Genomic DNA, 2,589 nt, shown 5'->3' on the forward strand with positions numbered 1-2,589 from the left:
GTCCCTACACCCCGCAGCCTGCGGCTGATTTTGCGGCGGCACTGCCTGCAGAGGCTGCCCCGTATGCGGATGCGCTGCGCGGCGGTGCGACCAATGCCTGGGGCTCCTTCGACGGCTTCAAATCGGGTCTGGAAGGCGAAGCGGCTGCCCTGTCCGACGACGTTCTGTCGGCGGCCTATGCCGCGGGTGAACCGCAGCGCCAATTCGGCTGGCAGTCAGCCTGGACCACGTTCTACTGGGCCTGGTGGATTGCGTTCTCGCCCTTCGTCGGCCTGTTCCTGGCACGCATTTCCCGCGGCCGTTCGGTGCGTGAATTCATCATCGGCTGCGTGTTTGCACCGGCGATGGTCTGCTTTGCCTGGATGGCTATCCTGGGCGGCACCGCGATCGACCTGGAACTCAGCGGTGCGGCAGAAGGCGCCATCATCGGCGCGTCGAACACGGCCAAGCTGTTTGTGACCTTGCAAAGCATGATCGACGGCGGCCTGCTGTCGGGCATCACCATCATGTGTGTTGTGCTGATCATGACCTTCCTGGTTACCTCGGCGGACTCCGGCATTCTGGTGATGAACACCATCATGTCCGGTGGTGATCAGAACATCGGCAACAAGCACAAGATCGTTTGGGGCCTGATCCTGACCGCTGTGATCGGCACCCTGCTGTTCGCAGGCAAGCAGAACGGCGGAGCCGATCCGATGGAGGCGCTGAAAAGCGCGATGATCATCGGCGCGCTGCCCTTCACCATGGTGATGGGCTTGATGTGCGTGTCGCTGGCCAAGGCGCTGTACCGTGACGGTCTGCGCGAAAAGGCTGGGGAAAGCGCACCTGCTGAATAAGCAACACCTCCGGGCTGCTTGTACCAGAGCGGCCCGGTAAACAGATCAGCCGCCTATTCAGGCGGCAACAGGGCCGGCGGGAGAGATCCCTCCGGCCCTTTTCAGTTGGGGCTGGCTGGCTCCAGGCTGGCTGCGGCTTCCTGCTTGAACCACTTCAGCATCCGCTCCAGCGCGCTACCGCCGCTTTCGCGGTACTGCAGAAAGTAGCTGTGCGGCCTGTCCGACACCGCAGGCCCCAGCCGCAGCACCTCGCCGGCTGCCAGGGCCTGATCGGCTATCCCCGCCCAGCCCAGTCCGATGCCTTCACCGCGCCGTACCGACTGCAGCAGGAACGGATAGGCGTCGAATTCTGCGGCGGTGCCGAAGTGCGGCGCCTGCAGCCCTGCATGGGAAAACCAGCCTTCCCAGGTCAGAAAGCCGGAGGTTCCGGTGTCAAAATGCAAAAACAGATCCGGCGCGAGTTGTGCAATGCTGTTCTCTGCTTCTGGGTAGGTTTCCAGAAAACCGGGGCTGCAAATCGGAAAGGTTTCTGCTGGGATTAGCGGAAAATACGGCCGGTCCGGCATCCGCGACGGATCCCAGACAACTGCTGCATCCAGGCGGCTAAGGTCAATGTCGCCCAGCTGGTCCGTGGTCACGACCCGCACCCGGCCGCCGCCCAGATAAGCACGCAAGGCAGAGAAACGAGGCATCAGCCACTGGTCCGCAAAGCCAAAGGTACAGGCGAGCGTCACCTCATCCGTGTCCGGAGCAGCCAGAACCTCGCTCCAGGCCTGATCCACATGACCCAGCCCCAGCGCCACCGCATCGGCCAGCCGGGTGGCATTGGCAGTCGGGGCGATCCGGTTGTTGTTGCGCTCGAACAGCGGCTGCCGCAGGCGCTCCTCCAAAGTGGAGATATGGCGCGAGACCGCAGGCTGGCTGAGGCCCAGCTCCGCGGCGGCGCGGGACAGGCTGGCATGGCGCACCGCCACTTCCAGCACCAATAGGGAATTCAGCGATCCGGCAGTGGGGCGTATTGAGCGTTCCATAGGAAATTGTTAGGGAGCGCATGCTTTTTTGGCCAGTGGATATTGCGGGGCCTGAAGATAATCTGTTGCGGATTGAACTTTGCACCGACAACAGGCGAGACCTCCCCATGCCGCAGCGCCCCCTTTCCCACATTCGCGTTCTCGACTTCGGCCATTACCTGGCCGGGCCCCTGACCGGCATGATGCTGGCCGACATGGGCGCCAAGGTGATCCGCATCACCCCGCCCGGCGGCACCGGCTTTGACGGCCCGGCCTTCGACATGCTGTCGCGGGGCAAGCAGACGCTGGAGCTGGACCTGAAGTCGGAGGAAGGCCGCGCCACCGCAATTGAGCTGGCCAAGCGCGCCGATGCGGTGATCGAAAACTTTCGCCCAGGGGTGATGCAGCGCCTTGGGCTGGGTCCGGATACCCTACGCGCCGCCAATGATCAGCTGGTGTATCTGTCGATGCCGGGCTTTGCCTCCACCGACGCCGAACTGGCCGAGCTGCCCGCTTGGGAGGCGGTGATTGCGGCCTACACCGGCCAGTTCACCGACATGGGCCTGAACCGCCGCCTGATGGGCATCAACCCGTCTTTCTCGCCGCTGACCCTGGCCTCGGCCTATGGTGCCAGCTTTGGCGCCATGTCGGTGCTGTTTGCCCTGAACGCCCGCGAAGCCAATGGCGGCGACCATATCGAGGTGCCGCTGGCGGCGGCGCTGCTGGAAGGGCTGGTCTACAAC

At 63.8% G+C, this 2,589-nt stretch carries 3 protein-coding genes; 2 read left to right on the top strand and 1 reads right to left on the bottom strand.

Translation table 11 applies throughout. The features are described from left to right. Positions 1-836, top strand: an 836-nt coding sequence (locus A2I95_RS30835) for a BCCT family transporter (RefSeq protein WP_291735964.1), incomplete at its 5' end; no start/stop codon positions are given. Positions 837-937: 101 nt separating this feature from the next. Here the strand turns inward: A2I95_RS30835 and A2I95_RS30840 are convergent. Continuing rightward, the gene (locus tag A2I95_RS30840; protein ID WP_291735966.1) at positions 938-1,867 is read right to left on the bottom strand and encodes a LysR family transcriptional regulator; all 930 of its coding nucleotides are present in this window, start codon (positions 1,865-1,867) and stop codon (positions 938-940) included. 107 nt (positions 1,868-1,974) lie between these two features. Here A2I95_RS30840 and A2I95_RS30845 point away from each other — a divergent pair. Next, positions 1,975-2,589: CoA transferase (locus A2I95_RS30845; RefSeq protein WP_291735969.1), on the top strand; the 615-nt coding region annotated here is incomplete at its 3' end.

The sequence above is a fragment of the Leisingera sp. F5 genome (genome assembly GCF_001593695.1).

Coding starts and splice junctions, on each gene's coding strand:
- A2I95_RS30840 (WP_291735966.1), bottom strand. CDS start 1,867: ATGGAACGCTCAATACGCCCCACTGCCGGATCGCTGAATTCCCTATTG.